We start from the raw sequence: 1,006 nt of genomic DNA on the forward strand, positions 1-1,006 counted from the left end.
TGCTGCGACGCAGCGCAGGCGGCCTCGTGAGTGATGCATGCTGCAGCGCCGCGGAGACCACTGGGGGCGCATCCGAGGAGGCCGAGGCGCACCGGCCGTGGTGGCGAGATGCGGCCATCCTGCTCCCGGTGCTCTCCGGGGTGGCCTTCCTGACCGGGCTGGTCCTGGAGTGGTCCGGGGCCGGCGTCGCGGCCACGGTGGTGTTCTGGGTCGGGCTGCTGCTCGGCGCCTGGACCTTCGTGCCCGGTGCACTGCGCGGGCTGTTCACCCGCGGCCGGCTGGGCATCGGGCTGCTGATGACGATCAGCGCCATCGGCGCGGTGATCCTGGGCTACATCGAAGAGGCCGCCGCCCTGGCGTTTTTGTACTCCATCGCCGAGGCCCTGGAGGACAAGGCCATGGACCGGGCCCGGGCCGGGCTGCGCGCCCTGCTGAGCCTCGTGCCCGAGACCGCCACCATCCGCCAGGGCGCGGCCACGATCGACGTCGAGGCCAAGGACCTGCGGGTTGGGCAGGTGCTCGTGGTCCGGCCCGGGGAACGGGTCGCCACCGACGGGACCGTGCGCACCGGGCGCAGTTCCCTGGACACCTCCGCGATTACCGGGGAGTCCATCCCGGTCGAGGTTGGCCCCGGGGATGCGGTCTCGGCCGGGTCGATCAACACCTCCGGGGCCCTGGAGATTCAGGCCACCGCCGCCGGCACCGACAACTCCCTGACCACCATCGTGCACCTGGTCGAACAGGCCCAGGCCGAGAAAGGCCAACGGGCCCGGCTGGCCGATCGGATCGCGAAGCCCCTGGTGCCGGGGGTGCTGATCCTGGCCGTGCTCGTCGCGGCCCTGGGGTCCCTGTTCGGGGACCCGGAACTGTGGATCACCCGTGCCCTGGTGGTGCTGGTGGCCGCCTCGCCCTGCGCCCTGGCCATCGCCGTGCCGGTCACGGTGGTCTCGGCGATCGGCGCGGCCAGCCGGTTCGGGGTCGTCATCAAGTCCGGGGCGGCCTTCGA

Annotated in this window: 1 protein-coding gene; it reads left to right on the top strand. The window is 72.7% G+C overall.

All coding sequences use genetic code 11. The annotated features are described in order from the left end of the window. Window positions 1-26: 26 nt before the first annotated feature. On the top strand, window positions 27-1,006 hold a 980-nt coding region (locus tag ACFFIO_RS17310), incomplete at its 3' end, for a heavy metal translocating P-type ATPase (RefSeq protein ID WP_378043704.1).

The sequence above is a fragment of the Citricoccus parietis genome (assembly GCF_042433045.1).
Classification (GTDB): Bacteria; Actinomycetota; Actinomycetes; order Actinomycetales; family Micrococcaceae; genus Citricoccus; species Citricoccus parietis.